This window comes from Paenibacillus vortex V453 (assembly GCF_000193415.1).
Lineage (GTDB): Bacteria > Bacillota > Bacilli > Paenibacillales > Paenibacillaceae > Paenibacillus_AQ > Paenibacillus_AQ glucanolyticus.
On record NZ_ADHJ01000050.1, the window covers coordinates 1 to 21889 of the forward strand.

A 21889-nucleotide genomic window follows, 5' to 3' on the forward strand; every position below is an offset into this window, starting at 1 on the left:
AATTTTCGAATTATGCAAAATGCTCAATTACCCTATTAAAAAATCATATAAACGAATATCAGGGGGAATAACGAACAAAAAATCAGCTTGGTCTTGTATTAACTTCCAAAATCCAAATCTTCCCTTCGTTGTCCAGACCATAATCAAACCCCAGTTCCCCGATTCCCGGAAAGCGTGATTCCATTATTGAAATACACTGCCTGGTTATACGACGCATTTCATTTCGCTTTTCCCTTGCATTGATATGGGGCAGCGACAACCGAAGCGCGTGGCGACACCGAAGCAGCGTTCCCCCTTTGCAAATATTCGTAACAAACAGCCCCGGGCTGGCGAGCCGCCCAAGCATTGCTCTGAACTCCCATCTCCCTCTCTCCTTAACCACCTTCACCCGGTAATCCAGTGGACGCCCATGGATTTTAGCCAAATGAATACCCTGCTGAATCATGTAACGCCGTTTCAGTTTCATTCTGCCCAGTACCTGCAACAGGGAATTCAATGTATCTGCATGAACCGTACGTCTCTTATGGGTTACCAGGTACCCCGTCCCGTCTTTCTGTATTCGGATGACTCCGTTACCACCGGTACCTACAATCGGCTTGATCACGACCATTTCGTGTTCCGCCAGCATTGAGACCAGGGTATCCCCTCCATACGACTCGGTAGCCGGAATGTAGGGAGCAACCTGCGGATCGGTCAGCAGTGCCTCCGTCTTTAGCCACTTGCTGGCCAGCTGTCTTCCCGCCATGCTGCTTTCGCCTCCTTTTATTCATGACATACGTTATTCTATTCCCGTATCCGCGCTTTTTCTTGGATGATTGTCCGTGAGAGTATGCCTAATAATTTGTCTATCCGGTGTTGTCGCGATGGCTTCCCTTTCCAAATGATGTGATCTATCGTATAGTAAGAAAAGAGCTTTGTCCGTAATAAATCCATCACGCTTGGATAACGATAAAGGAGGCTTTGTCACCTTGGCAGAGTTGTTTGAAGTATTGTACTGGATTGCCATTGTCGGCATGTCCGTTGCCCTTGCAGCCATCACCGTTCTTATCTTTGTCATGGGCTTCAAGTTCATCAAAGACAAGCGCCGGGTACTCGGAGCGGGCTGTATCGTCTTTTCGCTTGTGGCAGCCGGTATGATTGTGCTGATGCTGAACGACACCTTCTTCTTCCCGGTATGATCGGTTAAGGAGAACATAAAAAAATGCAGCTTACCACCTCTATGTCGGGCGGGCTGCATTTTTTTGTTATGTGCCTCTGAATTATGGCCTGAGTTTCTTCTTCATCTATATATTATGTAGGAAGCGGCAGGTGTTACACAAAAAAAGACCGCTGCGACGAGAAACGTTGCAGCGGTCCTATTCTCATAGGATGTTACCGTAATGGTTTCATCACCCTTCTCAATTACAATTGCCTCAAAAAGAGTCCACTGAAAACACAGGAGGTATAAAATGTTAAAAAAGAAAACGTCATTAATCTTAACAGCTATTATTTCGTTAGTATTATTGTTCTCCTCAAGTGTATACGCTTACGTATCTTTAAAAACTGGGTATTTGTCACCAAGTATAAGGTTTGCCCCCCCAGGGTTTACCTTCACAGTATGAATCGGCCCTCATCAGCGCTGCGGCTTCTTGAAATGCGGCTTCTACTAAAGTGTATATTAGCCGAGATGCTAACGCTGATAATACTGTTATAATGGGTAATTTATCCGATACTCAAATTTTTGGAAGCTACACGCCACAGTTTTTAGATAGACATGGTCAAGCTTCTCAATTTCAGATTTGGATCAACCAAACTGCAGTAGTTAATCAAACAACTCTAGGGAAGGATTTTTGGAATGTTGCTCAGAGTATATTCGCTCATGAATTGGGCCATGCATTGCATATAGGTGACCTCAGATCAGGCGATGTACTAATGAATCAGCTTAGAGATCGAAATAAAATAGTTAAACCTCAACCAGATGATATTAATGGTGTAAACGCTTATGTTTACCCTAAACAATAAGAATGGGGGAGAATCCATGAAAAAACAAACTATGAGATTTCGGAGGGGTCACGCGTCAGAGGCATGCGGCAGGAAAATTGCGCAAACTCACAATAAATCACAACGTATAAATCGCCCTTCCGTAGATCCGCTCATTTTCGACCGTAATCTGCTAATGTCGTCCGTGTCGTTAGGACCGCAATATTCCGACTATTTGTAACGCTGCGTAAACGTGCTCAATCCAAGAACCGGAAGAGAAACGATCAGAACAAGCAAGATACTTCGTTAGGCAGTATAATTTGCTTGATCCCGGCGGCTTACGGAACGATGTTTCGATCTAGGAGAAAAATGTGCATTGGAGTGTTGATTCAGTCATACAACGAGGGGAAACCTAATAATCATAAGTCGTTAAAACTACACGAACTAAGGATCGGATGAGAGATACAGGACACGTAATTCTTTGCCGAAGCAAAGGTATAGTGAACAATAGTGAAAATTAAAAATTATAAATTTATACTGATCTGTGAAATAATATCAATTAGAATGGAAGAAGGTCCTTATACCTCAAGAGGGGAGGAAGATAATGTTTATTGATAAGTTGCTAGGAGTTTGCGGAGGATTGTGTAGCGTTGTGATTTATATTATCGTTTGTTTTTTCAACCCTACCGAAATGTTGAATTGGGGTACTATTACGATCTTACTCTTTATGTTATTTATCCCTGGTTGTTTGGCAGTTTTTTCAGCCATAGCACGTAGAAGAGGACTCATGCTAATTTCTATAGTTTGGTTGATACCTGTGGCTCTTTATTTCTCTGGAGGAAATGGAGTATATAGATATACGTGGATTATAATCGTGTTGTTATCTGTTAGCTTTATCTTAATGAACTTTAAGAAACCGACTACCCATAGTAGGTAGTCGGTCATTTTCACTTAATATATTTCGATTGTACTCCATAACAATAGTTCGCCTTCACCAGTTATGTCCTGAATCGCATCATAGTCAAACCCAGCATTGTTTTCTCCCCAAACATAGACATTGTGAGTAACCCATGTTCCTGATTGCCATGTCGAGCGCTTGCTTAAACGTTAATTGCGAATAACTCTTATCAATATTGATTCGTTTCGTGCGCTTTTTTAAAGACATAAAAAACGACCTCCATAACGGTTATTTACCGTCATAAAGGCCGTGATCCACAATCATGGCGCCTATGCTTCCGCAAGGCACATCCGGAACCGTCAACGCTGAAAACCCGCTTCTTAACAAGGCTCCTCGCTCGGTTTGCCTGCGTCTTCTCGCGTGCGGAACGACGAACCGCAGCCGCAAGTAACCGTAGCATTCGGGTTGTGAATGGTGAAGCCTCCGGTCATGCCGGATTCTTCAAAATCAATCTCAAGACCGTTCAGGTATTTCAGGTCGTCCTTCTCAACGACCACCTTCATATCCTGCAAGTCCATATATACGTCTGCTTCCGTTTCACTGTCATCAAAGCCCATTGCATATGAAAAACCACTGCAACCGCCGGCAGTGACACCCAATCGAAGGAACATATTGGGCGTTTCCTGTTCAGCAAGCATTTCTTTCAACCGTTCTGCAGCCGTTTCGCTGATTGTTATCATAGGTCACCCTCCTTTTCGTTCACCCTTTAAGTATACTCCTCTTCGCGAATTCGCTCAAGGTTCTTATGATGGTCATTTTGCCATATGAACAATTACCTGTTTTCAATTCCTCTATTTGTATTGCTACCCCGAGGGGTCAGGTTTATAATAGGGAAGGAACATGGGCGGCAACTGTTGGATAATTGTCACATCCCCCGGCTTAAATGCGGCAAAGGTTATGGCTGGTCCACAGTTGTATATTTTTTCACAAACTCCATTAATTATTCAGCCCATTATGGATGCAGCAGTTATACCATTATAGACGGACCGTTCCCTACGGGGAGTGATCCACTTTATGATCACTTGGCTGCTGAATGTTCAGACAGATCAAGTGTGAACAGGAGGATTGAACATGTCCACGATTGTAACACCCTTTACCGATCAGAGAATGGCCGAAATCGTTGCCAAAGTCCGAAGCGGCGAACGCCTGAATCTCGAAGACGGTGTGTATTTGTACCAAACCGATGACCTGCTGACCCTCGGGCAGCTGGCTAATGAGGCAAACCTGCGCAAGAACGGGAAAAAAGTATACTTCATCGAGAACATGAGTCTCTATTTCACGAATGTATGCGAATCCCACTGTGCGTTTTGTAATTTCCGGAAGGATCAAGGCGAGGAAGGCTCCTATACCCTATCCGGTGCTGAGATGATTGAATATGTGGAACAGCATATTCATCCAGGAGTTCGAGAATTCCACATCGTTGGCGGACATAATAATCATGTGCCTTTCCAGTACTACGTAGATTCCCTGAAGGCATTGAGCGAACGTTTCCCGGAAGTGACCCTGAAAGCCTACACCGCGGCAGAGATCGAGTTCTTCACCCGAATCAGCGGGCTTAGCACGAAGGAAGTGCTGCAGGAACTGCAGAAGGCCGGTCTGCAATCCTTGACAGGCGGCGGTGCCGAGATTTTATCGGACCAATACCGTCAGAAGATGAAGGTGGATAAAGCCAATGTGGATCAGTATCTCGATGTTCACCGTACTGCACACAAGCTTGGCATGAAGACCCATACAACCATGTTGTACGGATCTATCGAGAGCCATGAGGACCGTATCCGCCATATGCTGCAAATCCGGGATCTGCAGGATGAAACCAATGGATTCATGGTATTTATTCCACTGTCCATGCAGCCTAAGAATAAAAATGCGGGCATTATGCGCCGGAACTCGGCTTACGAGGATCTCAAAACCATTGCCATCAGCCGCTTGATGCTCGATAATATCGACCACATCAAGGCCTATTTCATTAATATCGGAGCACAGTTGACTCAAGTGGCGCTCAGCTTTGGCGCTTCCGATGTGCATGGTACCATCCTGAAGGAACGCATCAGCCATGCTGCAGGAGCTTTAACACCGGAGGGATTGACACGCAAAGAGCTTGTGTGGCTTATCAAAGGCGCTGGCCGCATTCCGGTTGAAAGAGATACATTCTACAACGAGATCAAGGTTTACGAATAACCCTTATCAGCAGCGATGAATACAAGCAGACGTTCCAAAAAACGGAAAACAGGTTAAAGAGATATTATAGCGTGGGTACCCTAAGCCGCTTTTAGCGGCGTTTTTCTTGCGAACATCCACTCACCTTCTTATCTCTTGAGAAAGGAAGAAATTTATGAAAAAGCTCGTCATTCTCGGTGGAGGCTATGGTGGTCTTGCCTTAATTCAGGAATTATTCAGCGGCTATCTTCCTCCAGACGTGGAGGTCGTGCTCATCGACCGCATGCCATATCAAGGACTCAAAACCGAATATTACGCGCTGGCAGCAGGCACAGTGGCCGATACCGCCGTTCGTGTGAAATTTCCAGTGTATAATCGGCTCCATATTCTATACGGTGAAGTTACATCCGTTGACCTTGAGAAGAAGCTTGTTAACCTGACAAACAACGATCCTGTGGAGTACGATCAGCTCGCCATTGCCCTGGGATGTACGGACCGTTATCATGGTGTACCGGGCGCTGAGGAATTTACGTTCAGCCTGCAATCTTTCTCTGCATCCCGGGAAACCTATTTGAACCTGAACAACCTGCGACCTTACGGTCAAGTTCATATCATTGGCGGAGGCTTAAGCGGCATCGAACTCGCTGCCGATCTTCGTGAAAGCCGACCTGACCTTAATATCGCCATACTGGACCGGGGACAACGCGTTCTTTCTTCTTTTCCTAACCGTTTGTCTGCTTATATTCAACGCTGGTTTGAGGAGCATCACGTGGATATCCACAGCGGCGTTTCCGTATCCCGGGTTGAGAAGGACGCCGTGTACAATCTCGATGTGCCTATCGCAACCGATCTGGCTGTTTGGACGGCTGGCATCCAGCCTGTAAAAGTCGTGCAGGATCTCGATCTGCCAAAAGACCGCAGCGGGCGCATTCTGCTAAACGAGTGGTACCAGGTTCCTTCCCATCCGGAAGTGTATGTCATCGGCGACTGCGCCAGCCTTCCGTTCGTCCCGAGTGCCCAAGCGGCCGGAGCTCAAGCCGAGCAAGTGGGACATGTCTTGAAAGCGGTTTGGCGTGAGGATACGCCTAAGGTATCTCCGCTGAAGCTGAAGGGAACGCTGGGTTCCCTTGGCAAGCATGCAGGCTTTGGCCTGATGGGCAGCACTTCGGTTATGGGCCGAGTGCCAAGAATATTGAAGAGCGGTGTACTCTGGAAATCCAAGCGCCACTACTAGTCTGAAATATGACGAGTCGCGCATGGAAAAACTGCAGCTCAGCCTTGCTCCTCCGATTGGGCTCTAGGCTCTCCAACTTGCGCACTACGGCCTCAAGCAGCGCTTCAGCCGTGGGGGCTTCCATCCAGTCGCCATCGACATAGGCGAAGGGCGTCAAATAGCACTGGCCGCAGCTTGTCAGGCAGCCATATTCAATGACTTGACAATCAAACCTGGCTTCAAGCGGTTGTAAAACTTTATCCGTGCCGAAATAGGAATTACTTGTACAAAACTCAATCATGATGGACATTGTTATTCAACCCGCCTTAAGATTGGCATTTTAATTTGCCGGTTTATGTACTATAATATAGGGAGGAAAGGAGTTGAACAAGATGAGTGAAAACACGCAAACCACTGTATATGATGAAGTGGCTGAAGTGCTTGATAAACTTCGTCCGTTCCTGCAGCGCGACGGCGGTGACGTGGAATTGGTCGACGTTGAAGACGGCATCGTTAAGCTGAAATTGATGGGTGCATGCGGCAGCTGCCCAAGCTCCACCATTACTCTGAAGGCAGGGATTGAACGCGCCCTGGTTGAAGAAGTAGAAGGCATTCAAGAAGTAGTTCAAGTATTCTAAATCTTCTTTAACTATAAAGAGTCTTGGTTTCCTTACGGAACCAAGACTCTTTTTTTTGAGAGAATATAATGAGATCCTATTCCGGTTTGATTAACGGCCGGATCGGGTCCAGTCCGCCGGAAATGTCCATAATATTGCCGGTAATGAAATCCGATTGATCCAGACATAAATATTCGATTACCCTGGCGATGTCCTCCCCGCTTCCCGATCGTCCGCGCGGTGTCAGACCGTCTTGAATACCTGACACCTCATCAATGGACTTCTCCTTGTTTGCACCGCGTATATCTCCAGGGCAGATCATATTGACCGTGATTCCATATGGCGCTTCCTCCACCGCAAGCGTCTTGGTAAACGAAACAAGGCCCACTTTGGCAGCCGCATAGGCTGCGCGTTGAGGCCACGCTCGTGCTTCGCCGGCATGCCCGAAGCCGAAATGGATGATCCGGCCCCATTTTTTCGCACGCATGGCAGGTAGAACGCGATGGTCCAGCAGCATGACACCGGTTAGGTTGCCATTGACCATATGTACAATTTCGTCGCGGGTATACTCCGAGAACAGGCGGCGCTCCCGAATGAAAGGGCCTGCGTTATTCACCAGGATATCGACGCTGCCAAGACGGTCTTCCGTTTGGTCCACCAGAGAATACAGCTCCAACTCGCTGGCGATATCAGCTTTAATCGCTATCGACTTGACGCCAAGTCCTTCAATTTCACGAGAAAGGGATTCTGCCTCATCCTTGCTGTTTACATAATTTATAGCCATATTACATCCCTGCCGCGCTAACGACAGAGCAGTCATTTTTCCTAAACCTGTCGCACTGCCTGTAACCAGCGCCACTTTTCCCTTCAAGGCTTTCCCTCCTCAGATGGATATCCTTCCTTCAGTATAAAAGATTTGATCCAACCTCACAACTTGTGGGGGGCAGCGACTAAGGTAAACAAAAAAAGGGGCCTACCCGATAGACCCGCAGGTCTTTTCGAATAATGCCCCTCTATTCATGGATACAGCAGATACCTGCTATGATCCATTAGAATGCCGGAATGACGGCACCTTTGTACTCTTCTTCAATAAAAGTCTTCACGTCCTCGGAAGTCAGTGCCTTCGCCAATTTTTGAATGGCATCGGAATCCTTATTATCCGGACGGGCTACCAGCAAGTTTGCATAAGGGTTCTCTTTGTCCTCGATAAAGAGAGCATCCTTCGTTGGGTCGAGTCCCGCTTCAAGCGCATAGTTCGTGTTGATGACAGCCAGATCCAGCTCATCCAGCATACGCGGCAGCATGGCGGCTTCAACTTCCTTGAATTGCAGGTTCTTCGGATTTTCCACGATATCCTTGGCGGTAGCTTCAAGCTTCGTCTCATCCTGCAGCTTAATTACGCCGTTCTTGGACAACAGGGACAATGCACGACCAGCGTTCGATGGGTCGCTAGGGATTGCTACAACGGCTCCATCCTTCAACTCATCCGCAGACTTAATCGTTCTGGAGTAAGCACCCAGCGGTTCAACGTGTACCGCAATCACCGATTCCAAGCTCAAGCCGCGTTCCTTGATTTCATTATCCAGGTAAGGCTTGTGTTGGAAGAAATTCGCATCGATTTCTTTGGAATCTACTTGCGTATTCGGCAGAACATAATCGGTGAACTCCACGATTTCCAGGTTCACGCCCTCTTTTTCAAGCGCAGGTTTGATATGCTCCAGAATTTTCGCATGTGGTGCAGGCGAAGCCCCTACTTTCAAGGTTACGGTCTCTTGACCGCTGCCTCCCGTTGTTCCCCCTGGCTCCGAAGCGTTATCCGCAGGCTTGCTGCCGCATGCAGCCAGCACCGCAACCAAAGTCAAACTGATGAGTGCCAATGTCCATTTTTTCATTCTTAAACTCTCCCTCCGAAAATGTATTATCTATATAATGTCTGCCTTGATGCTTTACCAATCCCGTTATTTTCTTGTAAAATGCCGTACCAGGCGGTCCCCTGCCATTTGCAGCAGCTGCACCAGCACAATCATTAACACAACGGCCAGAATCATGATCTCCGTCTCATAACGGTAATAGCCGTACTTGATGGCCAAATCCCCTAAACCGCCGCCGCCGACCTGACCCGACATCGCCGTATAGGATACCAGGGTCACAATCGTGATGGTCATGCCCGCCAGCAAACCCGGACGAGCCTCTGGAAGAAGCACCCTCCACACGATTTGGCTTGTCGAGGAGCCCATGGCATGAGCGGCTTCAATGACGCCTTTGTCCACTTCATTCAGGGCCGTCTCCACCAGTCTGGCGAAGAACGGTGCTGCCCCCACAACGAGCGGCGGAATGGTTCCCAGGACGCCGTACGATACACCCACAAGCGACTTCGTAATCGGGATCATCGCAACGATCAGGATGATGAACGGAACCGAACGCAGGATGTTCACAATGAACGACAGGATCGAATATCCGAAGCGCACCAAGCCCGATGTGGATCTTGCAGCCATATACAGCAGCACGCCAACCGGCAGCCCGATAATGAAGCTGAACAAAGCCGAAGCCCCCAGCATTCGCAGGGTATCCAATGTTGCCGTACCGATTTCTTTCCAGTCGATCTGGGTAAAATCGAGCTCCAACATTAATGAATCACCTCCACGTCTAATCCTTGTTGAAGCAGCTTCCGAATCGTCTCTTCGATGGCTCTCTCTTCCCCTTCGAAGCGTACGATGAGCTGACCATACGGTGTTTCCTTGATCGTGGAGATCGTGCCCTGCAGAATCGCAAAATTCACGCCCGTCTCATGAACGGTATGGGATAGAATGGAATCGTACGTTTTCGATCCCAGGAACGTAATTTGCACCGCTTGGGAAGAGCTGTTCGCCTGACCCTGCATGGCCAGCCGGAGCGCTTCTCCGCTGTCCAATTCTTGACGGATGAATTCCTGCGTCACCTCATGTTTAGGTTTCAGGAACACTTCCGTCACCGGCCCCTGCTCCACAATGCCGCCCTGATGAATAACGGCCACCCGATCACATATGCTCTGGATGACATGCATCTCATGGGTGATCAACACAATCGTGAGATGAAATTTCTTGTTAATATCCAGCAGCAGGCGCAGGATCGAATCCGTGGTCTGCGGATCCAGCGCTGAAGTGGCCTCATCACACAGCAGAACCTCCGGATCGCTTGCCAACGCTCTGGCTATGCCGACCCTCTGCTTTTGCCCTCCTGACAGCTGGGACGGATACTTGTCCCGGTGAGCCTCCAAGCCAACCAAGGCCAACAGCTCGGATACTTTGCGTTCCATCTCAGCCTTCGGCGTCTTGATCAGCCGCAGCGGAAAGGCAATATTATCGTAAACCGTTGCGGATGACAGCAGGTTAAAGTGCTGAAAGATCATCCCGATTTTGCGACGCTCTGCTTGAAGCTGCTTCTTGCCGAGCAGTGTCAAATTCTTACCGTTAACCCACACCTCGCCGGAGGTGGGACGTTCCAACAAATTGATACAACGGATCAATGTACTTTTACCTGCGCCGGAGTGTCCGATCACACCGAAGATTTCTCCTTTTTCAATCGACAAATCCAATTCGGACAAGGCTGTGGTTAGCGTTCGGGCTTTTCCGTACTGCTTCGTCAATTGCTTGAGCTCAATCAATCCGATAATCCTCCTTTTTCCATAGCCTCATATCTATTTACCCAAAATAAAAGAGCCTCTTTTTGTAGAATCAAAAAGGGCTCTCTTTACGTAAAAGTCAACGCCTTTTCTCATCTGTCAAAGCCATAGGATGATCCTGCAGCTTTGAAGGAATTAGCACCATGTCACTCCATCCGTCATCGCGTTACGCGATATACGCTGGAGCCGGTTGCCGGGCTTCATCGGGCCTGTCCCTCCGCCTCTCTCGATAAGAAAACATCGATATGAAATTTTTCCAATTAATTTGATCTGATTTAATAACATTTAATGAATGCAATAGTTAGTATAGATTCTTTTCAGGTTTTTGTCAAAAGGAATTTCATGGCGATTTTGTGCCTAAACCCGCACTCCTTTTTCCGCCCAGATCCGATTAGTATATCGATACGAGGCAGCCAAGCTTCGGCATACCATATCTACACCCTGCTTAAGATCCTCGAGGTGCTGGTCGATATCCTCCAGCTCGATTTTATCCGACAGTCCCTGATGGCGCTGCCACAGATCATCCTGCATCTCTGAATTCATATAGTGGATCTCAGCGTTGCGGCGTTTCCGAAGTGTGTTCAGCGGTATTTTATAGCGTTCCTTGATCGCCTCAAGCTCTGACGCCAGCTCACCGTGTGCCTTTAGAAACTTGAACTGCCGCAGTGCCGTAAAGTAGGAGAAATGAGCCTTAACCTTCGAGGTGTGGAGATCATACAGCTCATTAAGCACCGTACCCAGCTTGTCAAGGATGGAGAATACGCGAATAAATCCGTTTTTGTAAAAATACACATACCTTTGATACTCGCCCTGCTCCTGAATTGACATATCATCGATATAACCCGATTTAACCGACTGACTGAAATGCTTGGCCGCATTCCAGCTCTGCTCCAGCTCATCAAGGGATACAATCAATCCGCGGGTCCAAATCTCAAGCTTGCGAAAATCATGCGTTGGATCCTGATGTTTCTCCATTTCCTTTTGCAGCAGCCGGGTTGTCTTGACCATCGATTCGATGGCCTCCTCAAGCAAGCCATTGTTGTGTCGGGGCTGTTCCCCGAGTAACATTCGCAGCATGGCGGTACCCCCTCGCGTCGTCAGATTAACCTTCTTTCATGAATTGCTATTTGCCAAAATAATCGCTCCAGCGAGCATCCACCGTCTGCACGATATCTTCTCGCGGGGACAGCTCCTCCGGATATCCCGGTTTCATTCGTGCATCAATAACCAGCGGAAGTTTATAGGATAGATGATGATGCTGGATATCAGCTGCCGCATGAATATCCGTTGCCGGATTGAAGCGGGTGAAAACCGTCCACAGGAATGAGGTTTGTGTGGCCGCTGCCGCTTCGGCATCATCAACCACAATCACCAACGGCCATGCGGTATCCCGTGCTTTTAAATACCCCATCACTTGCTGGGCCAGTCCGGGATCGTTCTCATAGGATGCCCCCGAAACGACCAGACAACCCCCACAGTATGGAGCCATTTGAGATATGCCCGGAATTTCACCTTCGGTATAACTGCGCGGCAGCTCACGAATTGGCCGACCGATACCCATGAGCACGGCCTTACTGCCATGATTGAGCTTATTCCCCGTATAGTCCAAGGTATCATGGGACGTTTTATTAAATATAAACAAATCTGATGCCGGATTAAACCGTTCCAATACCGCTTCCAATGTTTCACGAAAATCGGACAGATCGAGCGGACGGTTGGTCAGGAGCAGCATTTTGGTTAGTGACAACTGCCCTTCGCCCAAAATTCGGAATGCGGACACAAGCGCCTCACGGGAATAGCTCTCCCGTACGACAGCTGCGGTTAAGGCATGGAAGCCGGTTTCCGCATAAGTCCACAAGGAGCGTACCGATGGCATAACCATCGGGAATGCCGGGGAGAGCAGCCGTTGGAGGAATTCACCCAGGTAATAGTCCTCCTGCCGCGGTTTACCGACGATAGTAGCCGGATATATCGCCTCCTTGCGATGCCACATATGCTTCACATGCAGGACCGGGAAATCATGGGCAAGGGAATAATAACCGTAGTGGTCCCCAAAAGGGCCTTCCAGACGGCGTTCATGCGGTGGCACCACACCGCTAATCGCAAATTCCGCCTCTGCCGGAATGCGATGTCCTCCCAGCGGGTTGTCGGTCATTGGCAATTTCCCGCCAAGAATGAGGGAGGCCAGGAGCAATTCCGGCAAATGCTCCGGAACCGGTGCAATCGCAGAGGCAATCAGAGCTGGGGGTCCACCTAGAAATACTGAGACCGGAAGCGCCTGATTCTGCTGCTCTGCTTCAGCATAATGGAAACCGCCACCTTTATGGATCTGCCAGTGTATACCCGCCTTGTTGTCATCGTAAATCTGAAGCCGGTACATGCCCAGATTATGATCCTTCGGTTTGGATGGGCTCTCCGTGTATACAAGCGGCAGTGTAACAAAAGGTCCGCCGTCATCCTGCCAGCTGGTCAGCCGCGGCAGATCCTTCAGCGGATTCTCCGTCACTTTTATTGCCATCACAGGCGCTTCATGCTGCGGAACTGATTTCATGCCTACCTTTAAAATGTCCTTAAGCAGCCCCCGTTCATTCCACAGCGCTGAAAAGGTTGGTGGAAGCAATGTCTCCGCAGCACCGATCAGCGATTTCATCATTTGCTCGGGCCGGGGCCCAAAGGCCATATCGACTCTGCGCGGCGTGCCGAACAAATTCGTAGCCACAGGGAAGGGCGTGCCTTTCACATTAGTGAAGAGCAAGGCCGGCCCTCCCTCATCAATCACGCGCCGATGAATCTCGGCCAGCACCAAATACGGATCTACCGGGATATCAATGACAGCAAGATCATTCTCCTTGCGTAGCGTTTCGAGCCACTGGCGAAGATTATGAACGATCAACGACTCCCCTCCTTCCTATAAGCAAAGCCTATACAACAAAGCCCTCGAACTGCATTGCTGGCCCGGGGACTTTGCGTACATCTATGTTATTAAAAATTTCGATCTGATCAGGCTCAGGCATGAGCCTTTACTACTTACACAATCTTCTCGCGGGGAATACCTTGGTCCCGCTGCAATTTCGCTTCAAGCGGCTTGCCTAGCTGCCATGCTCTCACGCTTAAATAACAAAGTACGCCGAACAGCGCCGAGATCAGCAGTGTATGCCCCAATGCGGAGAATACATAAACCTCCTCATTATGGATCGTTGCCATGATGAGGGCACCGCTGAACACCTGCAGCAGACAGAGCACTGCTGCCGAAATCCCTAGCATCTGTATCTCCCTATTGTTCCGGTTACGCCAATAAGCAAAGTGCCCCATAACAGCCACCACAATCAGCAGCAGAAGGGCTGCGACGCGGTGCATAAAGGCAATCCCCACGCCACCGGTCAGCTCGGGTATTACTTCTCCGTTACACAGCGGCCATCCCGAACAGCCTTCCCGCGAATCGGTATGGCTGACGAATGCACCGATATAAACAACGACGTAGCTGTACAACGTGGTTCCCCACACCAAATTACGGAACCCTTTGGTTACCCGCGGCAGCCGCTCCCGATCAACGGATTCCTTGGCCTGTTCTACCCGCCGCATGCCAAGAGCCAGCATAACCGAGCTGGCAAACGCAATCAGCGAGAATCCAAAATGCAGCGCCATGATTGCTGCCGACTGGGGCTTGACCACGGCAAAGGCTCCCATAATAGCCTGTACCACAACAAACACCGAGGTGCCAATGACGTAAGCCATCAGATCCCGCCGGTCCCGCTTATATCTCCAGAACGCGATAAGCGAGGCCAGAGCTGCCAAACCCGCCATTCCGCTAACTGCCCGGTGCGAGTATTCGATCATGGAGGAAACCGTGTAAGCGGGAACAAATTTCCCGTTGCACAGCGGCCACTCTTGGCCACAACCGAGTCCCGAGCCCGTCTTCGTTACAACCATGCCTCCAAAAGTCGCACAGAACATAACGATGCATGTTATGTAACTCAACCATTTTAATTGTTTATCATTCACTCATCTCACCTGCTGCTCGTAATCATTAACTATCTGGAACCTTTACAGGATCGCATCGAACACAGTCCACATTTCATTATACCTGATTCTGGAGCTACGGTCACTTGAGCGATTGTGACAAAATGTTCAAAAATGAGAAAATCATTCTTGGACACGCTTGGCTCTTCAACCAAACCCTTTGTTATGTAAAATAGCACCGCCGCCCGATATAGCTATGAGGCGGCGGTGCTATTATCCATGCTTTACTTGTGAATCGTATCGTATACATCCACAGCGCGCTGCAGGAAGTCTTCAATCTCTTCTCGCGATTTGCGAAGTTTGTTAACATAGCGAACCAGCTCGCGTCCGTCTGAATAAGCAACAAAACTTGGGATTCCCAAAATATTTTGCTGCTGACTCACGTCACCGACAGCATCGACGTCAACTTCTACCAGAGTCAGTTGATTCGAGAATTTAGTCTCTACCTCCGGCATGAACGGATCGATAAACTTGCAATCACCGCACCAGTCTGCTTTAAATACGGCAACGGTCAGTCGCGGAGACTGGATTGCAACCTGAAATTCTGCTTCTGAAGTGATTTTTTCCATTGATTATCTCCCCTTTACGTCGAATTCCTTCACCCTTAGTGAATCAAAATGTTGAGTGGAAGTCAAATTTTAGAGGCATACTGACATTACCATGTTGAAACCCTGGAATTTCATCAGAAAGTGCAGGTGACAACTGCAATGCACTCGCACGGAACCAGAGATAATAAAAAGGGGGGAAAGGATGTATGGGCGTGGACAGCCGCCATTCCGCATGCCCTTGCAGAATCTTGGTCCGGTACGCTCGCCTCATGGCAAATTTCCTTAAAACTCACAACCAACAAGCATGAATTACGATGGGATTACGCAGCAGTAAGAACCATCCGTAGGAAACTTAAGGATATCCTCTCCTCCCATCCCTATCTTCAACCGCCCGGTTCACTGATGTCCTCTACAGAAGGATACAGCAGCATTCGAAGTCATAATCAACTTCATAACCTAACCCAGGAAGAGCAAGAGCTGATTCTTCTCATTCAGGAGGCTGCAGCGAATGCGAATCGGAGCAATGTGACCCGTACACAAGCGTATTATGACTGCTATAAGTCATATCCTGAGCTGCACTGGGCTTTGCTGGCCCATATGGTATCACGAAATGCCGGGTGGAATATGAGTGATCTGAAGGGTGGATTAATGTCCGATCTCACGGATTCACAGTTCAAGAACCATCTGTACCGGTTCCTCGAGCGCTGCAATGCTCTGATCTTTCAGGATGCCTATCCACAGCTGCTTCTCTATATCCACAGTCGGAAAAAAGGAGCTCCTTTATTCCATTTGCTCCCTCACTTCCATATTTCGGCCTTCATGACTCCGTTTTGGGAGCAGTTCTGGCTGGACCGTGGGAGTTCGCTGCTGACGGTTGCCCTGATCATTAACGAGCAGAACTATATTGAAGGACGTGTGGCAAGGCACCCTTTTTACCTGGAGCATGTTCTGGAGCAACCTTTCTTTCGGATCCATGAGCTGGCCAGGCTGAATCAGATTGTATTTCCACTTGGACAAGTCAGCGGACCCGAGGCGGACATGATGGCTTCCCAAGAGCCTCCTGACTCAACTAGGCCTTTAGCCGGAATGACGATCCCCAAGTTTGCTGATCTGAGCATTCGGATCAAGGCGGGCAGAACGTTATACGCTTTGTTGTTTGGTTATGAGGAAATATTCCACTCCGTGCTAGCATTCGCGCAGTCGACCAAGCATCGGGGATCGCGGGCCGAATATTGGCCTGCATTGTTTACCCCGACCCTTGAGTCCGCTATGAATAATACTCACGAGAGTCGCAACCTGATCCAGTCTGAGTGGCTGCCGGAGGGAGGGCGTCTATACAGCCCCCATATTGAGGAGATCTGGCAGGATGAATCCCAGGAACCCATTCCCCGGTACGATTGGTATCAAGGCCGCGTGATGCTCCGTCACATTCGCAAGCCAATACGCCCACTGCTGCCGGATATGACCCACGCCCATCGCGCCGCGCTTGAGAAGACCTCCATCGTGCATGACGTATCGGAGCGAATCCATTCCCATGAAAACAGGAAGAGACCATCCCGATGAGGTTGGGATGGTCCCCATTCTATTGTGTGCTGCTGCACTTAAATTCTGGATTATCCCCGATCCCGCATTCGCGAAGGCTGCAGTCTCATCAGCGGACGGAACACCTTCTGCAACGGGCGCGGGTAACTGCTGAGCTCGGATTGACGCAGTACGCCAAACACCACCAGCAGCACCAGATATACAGTAACAACAACTACGCCCACCATAAGGCAAGTCAGCAGGAATGCCAGTCGTGCCGGCATGACGTCAACCAATTGAATACCGGCCTGATTCAGGCCATAGCCGATTCCGCCGGCTGCAATGACGGTCAATCCAAAGCCTGTCCAGCGTTTGCCCAGGATGGAGAAAGAAACAATCGCTTTAATGGATCGCAGATTGAGCATCGTGATCACCAGGAAACATAGAGCCGTGCTTGCAATGATGCCATAAATGCCAAACAACGGTGCAAGCAGGAAGCTTGCGGCCAGTTTAACCACAATGCCGATCATAACGTGAACCATTGATAGCTTGGCCTTGCCGATACCGAGCAGAATCGAGTTCGTGGTCATCATCGTAATCTGAAAAATGGTGCCAAACGTCAGAAAGCCAATAATCCCGCTTCCCCCGAGGGAACTGAACAGCAAGCCGTTAATAGAATAAGATGCAACGCAAAGTGCGATAACAACCGGCATTCCCGTCAATATAGCAACACGCATAGCAAGCGTCACTTGTCGTTCCAAATGCTCCTGATCCTTTCGGGCAAAGGCAGCAGAGATGATCGGAATGAGTGAGGTGCTCAGCGCAATCGCTAAGATCGGCGGAATTCCTGCCACGCTCTGTGCCCGGTTTCCTAACACCGCAAGTACTGCTGTTGCTTGCTCGGGACCAATCTGTCCCATAAGCAGCGGCTTAACAATGGAACCATCAATGAAATTGACGGCTGGAACTGCCAGCGATGATAAGACAATCGGAATGGACAGGGTAAAGATATCCCTGTATATTCCCCCGAGCGGAATGGAACGGTCGGCTGCCGGTAGCTTGAGTTCCCGGTCACTTCGGCGAAGTTTTACCGTGAAGTACAGCATCACCGCAAATGCCCCGATGCTGCCGAGTACGCCACCAAAGGAAGCGCCTGCCGCAATCCAGGTATCGTCATAACCCAGACGCAGAAGCACATATGCCAGACCAATAGCAGTTAAAACCCTTGCAATCTGTTCGATGATCTGAGAGATGCCGCCTGCCGTCATATTGTTGCGTCCCTGGAAATACCCCCGCATCATCGCGATGGCCGGGAACAGCAGCAGGGCAGGAGCCAATGCTTGTATCGCAGCTGCAGCCTCTGGTTGCCTAGCTATGTTTGTTGCATAGAAGGGTGCTCCAAAATACAGCAGGAGCGTCATGATGACGCCGGCCGCTCCGGCAAAGATAAGCGCTGCATGATAGACGCGCTGTGCCTCGGCAGGCTTATTCAGTGCATGCCGCTCCGAGACCATTTTGCTTAGCGTGCTGGGAATTCCTGCCGTAGCTACGGTTAACAGCATTAAATATACGTTATTAGCAATCGTAAATGAGGCATCCCCTATATCATTCAACATATGCTCAAGTGGCACCCGCTGCGCAAGCCCAAGTACACGGGCCACCAGCGCAGCAACGGCCAGGATGATGGTGCCTTTAATAAATGATTCTTTCTTTGACAAAACCGTACCCTTCTTTCTCCTCCAAAACGCCTCTCACAGCGATCCAAACGTCTATTAGAAAATCCAGATGAAGAAAATAATAATCATCGCCAGCTGTAAAATGATCTTGACTACAATGCTGCTGAACAATCCGATGACCGAGCCGAACCCCACCTTCGCGGATTTGCTTGGCCCTGACCCCGCGAACATTTCACCCAGAAATGCACCGAGGAACGGACCGATGATCAATCCGAAAGCAGGGATTACAAAGGGGCCGACAATGAGTCCAATCGTACTGCCCCATATAGAGGCTTTGGATCCGCCCAGCTTCTTGACTCCCCATGCGTTAACCGCATAATCGGCGACAAACAGCACAACCAGAATGATCGTCTGGATGATCCAGAACCATGTATTGTAATGCTCGAATGTAAAAAACCAGCCGTAAACGAACAGCGCCAGGTAAATGGCGACAACCCCCGGCAAAATAGGGTAAATTGCTCCGGCCATACCAATGATAAACAGAGCAATTACGATAATCCAGCCCAATACGTCCATCTACATCTCACCCTTCGATCAAAATATGATCCCTGATGACCTCCACGATGCCGTCCTCATTGTTGCTTGAAACCACAAGGTCTGCCTCATCCTTAACGGTCTGCTGGGCATTGCCCATAGCCACGCCAAGGCCCGCCTCCTGAATCACGGCCAGATCGTTCAGGCTGTCCCCTACCGCTACAACCTGGGACATGCTGATGCCGAGCAATTCGCATACCTGCCCGATTCCCGTCGCTTTATTGACGCCCTGCGGATTGATCTCCAGGTTTATGGGAGAGGAGTTCGTGATCTCCAATCCGCCCATGTCCTGCAGCCGCATCAGGATCCGGTGACGCACCTCATGATCCTTCGTAGTATAACCGAATTTCAGCCATTCCTGATTCGCAATATCATCTGTCCAGTTCTCAGAGTTATATAATCTATCTACTGAATACGCCCAGAACCAGGATCCGGTTTCAATAGCCAGCGCATGCATTTGTTCCACCAGCTTGCTGTCCAGCAGCGCGCGGCGATACAGTTCATATGGCGCACGCCACACTTCACCGCCATTCACTGTCACCATCGGTGTCGTCAATTCAAGCTGTTTGGCATAAGGATAAGCCTCCGCAAACGGCCGACCTGTTGAGAGACAGACATGGATGCCTTGACGGACGGCTTCCTTGATCCACTTCACCGTTTCCTCCGACACCTCATGATCATCCTGAAGCAGTGTTCCATCCATATCCAATGCTAACAAACGATATTTATAATTCATGGTATTAATTAACCCCCTTATCCATCACAAGCAAACATAACGACATTTTACCACAAAAGAGGGTGCGCCAAAACATTCCCCCGTATCGACGGCATAAAAGAAACGGCAGCCAACCCATTCGGGCTGTTGGCTGCCGTTTTGCCGTTACCTTTTATTACTCCGTTTCGCCGTCCTTGTTCTCATCATTATTGGTTTTAGGATGAGGCGTACCGTCCAGACCGTATATTTCATCATATGCATCAAATATTTTACGGGCCACCGGCGCCGCACTTTGGGAACCAAAGCCGGCCTCCGGAATTACGACGGCAACGGCCAGCTTAGGGTTCTGCCGCGGTGCAAATGCGATGAATACCCCGTTCTCTACCCTAATCCGGCTTCCGTTTTTATATATATCCTGCTCCGATGTTCCTGTTTTCCGGGCAAAATCATATTTGAAGTCTTCAAAAGCCCGAAGCCCTTGGGTATTCATCCCAGCAATAACTTCATTCCAGTACTGCTGAGGGAATTCCTCTTTATTCAGCACCTCGCGTTTGAATTCCTTGACCACATTGCCGTCTTGATCCTCGATCTTGCTCGCAAGCTGCGGCCGAATGCGCTCACCTTGATTGGCAAGTGTGCTGGCATATTGCGCCAGTTGAAGGGTCGTATATTTACCCGACTGGCCAAATGAAGCGTATGCCATGGCCGCCAAATAACTTCCCGCCTGCTCAATGTTGGTATACTCGATAATTCCTTTATGCTCCTTCGGCAGACCGGATTCGGTGGATACACCCAGACCGAACTTCTTCATGTATTTATCCCATATTCCAACGGATTCGGAGCCATATTTGTTATATAGCTTTTCCCCAATCCAATCAACCATAAAGGCGTTGGAGGAATGCTCAATCGCTTTTCTTGCGTTGAGGGACCCGTAGGATTTACCACCGGAGTTCTGAACTCTTGAGTTATCCTTACCAAAGAATGCAGCACCAGAATCATAGTAGTAGTCGTTGGGCCCGAATAATTTCTCGTTCAAACCAATCAACACACTCAGTGGTTTTATCGTAGAGCCGAGCAGCACAGTCGATTCCAGATTGTTGCCGGAGCGCCCAGAGCTGTACGGAGAGATGGTTCCGTTCCCGTAATACTTCATGACCGTCTCCCAATCTTCGGTCCCGAACTCCCACACATTCGGATCATAATCAGGCATGCTGGCCATGGCCACGATGTTGCCGGTATCGACTTCCATGGCCACTGCATAACCCGTTTGTGCATACGGGTGGGTTTTGCCGGAAACCGGGTTGGCATGAAGCCATTTCAGCTGATCCATGATCGCCTGCTGGGTAACCTTCTGGATATCCTTATGAATGGTGGTATGAATGTTGTACCCCTTCTCCGGAGCGATCATTGTTGGGACCCCGTCCGCCATGTTCTGCGGATTAATCGGAATGCCGATATATCCGTTCTTGCCGCGCAGCTCATCCTGGAACATCATTTCCAGGCCATCAACACCAACCTTTTCCTGCTCGGTGTAGATGAGTCCCGGATCTTTTTGCTTCTTGTTCTGCTCATCAATCTCTTTATATTTCTCCAGTGTCTTAATTCCGCGGAACTCTTTCAAATAACCGATGGTCTGAACGGCGATTCTGTCCTGATTGTATTGTCGCTGACTTTCTTCAACGACCTCCAACCCAGGATACTCGTTCTTGTGCTCCATGAAATAAGCCACTTCTTTGGTTGAAAGCTCGGACTTGATGCGTCTCGGCTCATAACCCGGCTGCTTATTGAACTCCAGGTCCATCGCTTTGATCACGTCGTCCACCGTCAGCTTCTCTGCCTTCGGGTCCCCATGCTGATCGAATATCTTAACCATTTCCTCAGCCAACTTCTCAATTTCCGGACGGTTCTTCTTCCCTCTCTCAGAGGAACTGTAATCCTTTAACAGCGTTAAATACAGTGCTTGGGAGGGTGTCGAGTAAGCGAGTGGCGTTCCGGAAGCGTCGATGATGCTCCCCCGGATGGGTTGCAGCGGGAAATTCTTAACCTGCCCGCCGGTTTCGAGCTCTTTCAGCTCAGGCCCTTCGACAAACTGCAGTATCGCAAGACGTATAATAATGACACAGAATATGATAAATGTGCTGAAAAAGAACAGATTGACCCGCAAATTAAACTGACTGCCGGCATCCCCTTCTTCTTGTTTGCGTTTATCCGGCCTAAACCCTTTCACGTATGCTTCTCCCCTTTACCCAC

The 21889-nt window shown here is 49.1% G+C and carries 21 protein-coding genes and 1 riboswitch; of the genes, 6 read left to right on the forward strand and 15 right to left on the reverse strand.

The features are described 5' to 3' along the window. Window positions 1-82: 82 nt before the first annotated feature. Window positions 83-745: a YheC/YheD family protein gene (locus PVOR_RS26255; RefSeq protein ID WP_006212601.1), complete on the reverse strand. Its 663-nt coding sequence runs from the start codon at window positions 743-745 to the stop codon at window positions 83-85. A gap of 223 nt (window positions 746-968) precedes the next feature. On the opposite strand from PVOR_RS26255, the gene PVOR_RS26260 reads away from it, so the two are divergent. Together PVOR_RS26260 and PVOR_RS26265 are read left to right on the forward strand one after the other, a co-directional pair. Beyond that, the gene (locus PVOR_RS26260; RefSeq protein WP_006212602.1) at window positions 969-1178 is read left to right on the forward strand and encodes a hypothetical protein; all 210 of its coding nucleotides are present in this window, start codon (window positions 969-971) and stop codon (window positions 1176-1178) included. Window positions 1179-1650: 472 nt separating this feature from the next. Beyond that, entirely contained in the window at window positions 1651-2001 is a 351-nt protein-coding gene (locus PVOR_RS26265; protein WP_006212603.1) for a hypothetical protein, read from the forward strand. 1236 nt (window positions 2002-3237) lie between these two features. Here PVOR_RS26265 and PVOR_RS26275 read toward each other — a convergent pair. After that, window positions 3238-3597: a HesB/IscA family protein gene (locus PVOR_RS26275; protein WP_006212606.1), complete on the reverse strand. Its 360-nt coding sequence runs from the start codon at window positions 3595-3597 to the stop codon at window positions 3238-3240. Between the two features lie 391 nt (window positions 3598-3988). On the opposite strand from PVOR_RS26275, the gene mqnE reads away from it, so the two are divergent. Together mqnE and PVOR_RS26285 are read left to right on the forward strand one after the other, a co-directional pair. Next, window positions 3989-5095 (forward strand): aminofutalosine synthase MqnE, encoded by a 1107-nt coding sequence (gene mqnE / locus PVOR_RS26280; protein ID WP_006212607.1) that lies wholly within the window; start codon window positions 3989-3991, stop codon window positions 5093-5095. Window positions 5096-5249: 154 nt separating this feature from the next. Then, complete coding sequence (locus PVOR_RS26285) at window positions 5250-6308, forward strand: NAD(P)/FAD-dependent oxidoreductase (protein ID WP_006212608.1); 1059 nt, start codon at window positions 5250-5252, stop codon at window positions 6306-6308. Here PVOR_RS26285 and PVOR_RS33125 read toward each other — a convergent pair. After that, the gene (locus tag PVOR_RS33125) at window positions 6244-6597 is read right to left on the reverse strand and encodes a YuzB family protein (protein WP_083811735.1); all 354 of its coding nucleotides are present in this window, start codon (window positions 6595-6597) and stop codon (window positions 6244-6246) included. The genes PVOR_RS26285 and PVOR_RS33125 overlap by 65 nt on opposite strands. A gap of 82 nt (window positions 6598-6679) precedes the next feature. Between PVOR_RS33125 and PVOR_RS26290 the strand changes: the two genes are divergently transcribed. After that, window positions 6680-6925 (forward strand): NifU family protein, encoded by a 246-nt coding sequence (locus PVOR_RS26290; RefSeq protein ID WP_006212609.1) that lies wholly within the window; start codon window positions 6680-6682, stop codon window positions 6923-6925. Between the two features lie 76 nt (window positions 6926-7001). On the opposite strand, the gene PVOR_RS26295 is transcribed toward PVOR_RS26290, so the two are convergent. The 8 genes from PVOR_RS26295 to PVOR_RS26330 all read right to left on the reverse strand — a co-directional run bounded on the left by PVOR_RS26295 (window position 7002) and on the right by PVOR_RS26330 (window position 15154). After that, a complete protein-coding gene (locus PVOR_RS26295) occupies window positions 7002-7775 on the reverse strand; it encodes an SDR family oxidoreductase (RefSeq protein WP_006212610.1) in 774 nt (257 codons plus the stop codon). 178 nt (window positions 7776-7953) lie between these two features. Beyond that, window positions 7954-8796 (reverse strand): MetQ/NlpA family ABC transporter substrate-binding protein, encoded by an 843-nt coding sequence (locus PVOR_RS26300; protein WP_006212611.1) that lies wholly within the window; start codon window positions 8794-8796, stop codon window positions 7954-7956. A gap of 66 nt (window positions 8797-8862) precedes the next feature. After that, window positions 8863-9531, reverse strand: coding sequence for a methionine ABC transporter permease (locus tag PVOR_RS26305; protein ID WP_006212612.1), 669 nt, complete (start codon window positions 9529-9531; stop codon window positions 8863-8865). Continuing rightward, window positions 9531-10547: a methionine ABC transporter ATP-binding protein gene (locus PVOR_RS26310; RefSeq protein ID WP_006212613.1), complete on the reverse strand. Its 1017-nt coding sequence runs from the start codon at window positions 10545-10547 to the stop codon at window positions 9531-9533. Before PVOR_RS26310 ends, PVOR_RS26305 begins: the two co-directional genes overlap by 1 nt. Window positions 10548-10654: 107 nt before the next feature. Continuing rightward, window positions 10655-10801: riboswitch (SAM riboswitch) on the reverse strand. A gap of 121 nt (window positions 10802-10922) precedes the next feature. Beyond that, window positions 10923-11642 (reverse strand): Cthe_2314 family HEPN domain-containing protein, encoded by a 720-nt coding sequence (locus tag PVOR_RS26315; protein WP_006212614.1) that lies wholly within the window; start codon window positions 11640-11642, stop codon window positions 10923-10925. Window positions 11643-11688: 46 nt separating this feature from the next. After that, window positions 11689-13458: a UbiD family decarboxylase gene (locus PVOR_RS26320; RefSeq protein ID WP_006212615.1), complete on the reverse strand. Its 1770-nt coding sequence runs from the start codon at window positions 13456-13458 to the stop codon at window positions 11689-11691. A 134-nt stretch (window positions 13459-13592) separates the two neighbouring features. Beyond that, the gene (locus tag PVOR_RS26325; RefSeq protein ID WP_040681048.1) at window positions 13593-14567 is read right to left on the reverse strand and encodes a COX15/CtaA family protein; all 975 of its coding nucleotides are present in this window, start codon (window positions 14565-14567) and stop codon (window positions 13593-13595) included. 242 nt (window positions 14568-14809) lie between these two features. Then, window positions 14810-15154 carry a thioredoxin family protein gene (locus PVOR_RS26330; RefSeq protein WP_006212617.1) on the reverse strand — a complete coding sequence of 115 codons (345 nt, stop codon included), beginning with the start codon at window positions 15152-15154 and terminating at the stop codon, window positions 14810-14812. A gap of 138 nt (window positions 15155-15292) precedes the next feature. On the opposite strand from PVOR_RS26330, the gene PVOR_RS26335 reads away from it, so the two are divergent. After that, on the forward strand, window positions 15293-16696 hold the full coding sequence (locus tag PVOR_RS26335; protein WP_006212618.1) for a DUF2515 family protein: 1404 nt from the start codon (window positions 15293-15295) through the stop codon (window positions 16694-16696). Between the two features lie 50 nt (window positions 16697-16746). On the opposite strand, the gene PVOR_RS26340 is transcribed toward PVOR_RS26335, so the two are convergent. The 4 genes from PVOR_RS26340 to PVOR_RS26355 form a co-directional block, all read right to left on the reverse strand. Beyond that, window positions 16747-18372, reverse strand: coding sequence for a putative polysaccharide biosynthesis protein (locus tag PVOR_RS26340; RefSeq protein ID WP_006212619.1), 1626 nt, complete (start codon window positions 18370-18372; stop codon window positions 16747-16749). A gap of 54 nt (window positions 18373-18426) precedes the next feature. Continuing rightward, window positions 18427-18906 carry a DUF456 domain-containing protein gene (locus PVOR_RS26345; protein ID WP_006212620.1) on the reverse strand — a complete coding sequence of 160 codons (480 nt, stop codon included), beginning with the start codon at window positions 18904-18906 and terminating at the stop codon, window positions 18427-18429. Between the two features lie 7 nt (window positions 18907-18913). Beyond that, window positions 18914-19660 (reverse strand): Cof-type HAD-IIB family hydrolase, encoded by a 747-nt coding sequence (locus PVOR_RS26350; protein ID WP_006212621.1) that lies wholly within the window; start codon window positions 19658-19660, stop codon window positions 18914-18916. Between the two features lie 154 nt (window positions 19661-19814). Continuing rightward, window positions 19815-21866: a peptidoglycan D,D-transpeptidase FtsI family protein gene (locus PVOR_RS26355; RefSeq protein WP_006212622.1), complete on the reverse strand. Its 2052-nt coding sequence runs from the start codon at window positions 21864-21866 to the stop codon at window positions 19815-19817. Between the last annotated feature and the right edge of the window lie 23 nt (window positions 21867-21889).